Origin of the sequence: Streptococcus suis (assembly GCF_024509555.1) — a bacterium.
Lineage (GTDB): Bacteria > Bacillota > Bacilli > Lactobacillales > Streptococcaceae > Streptococcus > Streptococcus suis_AD.
The window spans coordinates 1-271 of sequence record NZ_JAMWEL010000081.1 but is presented as its reverse complement, the minus strand read 5'-3'; the positions used below and the strand labels follow the sequence as shown (position 1 = coordinate 271).

At 55.4% G+C, this 271-nt stretch carries 1 pseudogene; it reads left to right on the top strand.

Features of this window, described 5'->3' with window-relative positions:
- Positions 1–271, top strand: a pseudogene (locus NF418_RS10430) (MSCRAMM family adhesin SdrC); the annotation flags it as partial.

Sequence of the window (271 nt, the reverse complement as noted above, 5' to 3'; positions counted from 1 at the left end):
CGCACTAGTCGACGCTGACTCGGAAGCACTTGTGCTTGCTGAGGTTGACGCACTGGTCGACGCGGATTCACTAGCTGATGTACTTGCGGATGTCGACGCACTAGTCGAAGCAGATTCGCTTGCTGAGGTACTTGCGGATGTTGACGCACTAGTCGACGCTGACTCGGAAGCACTTGTGCTTGCTGAGGTTGACGCACTGGTCGACGCGGATTCACTAGCTGATGTACTTGCGGATGTCGACGCACTAGTCGAAGCAGATTCGCTTGCTGAG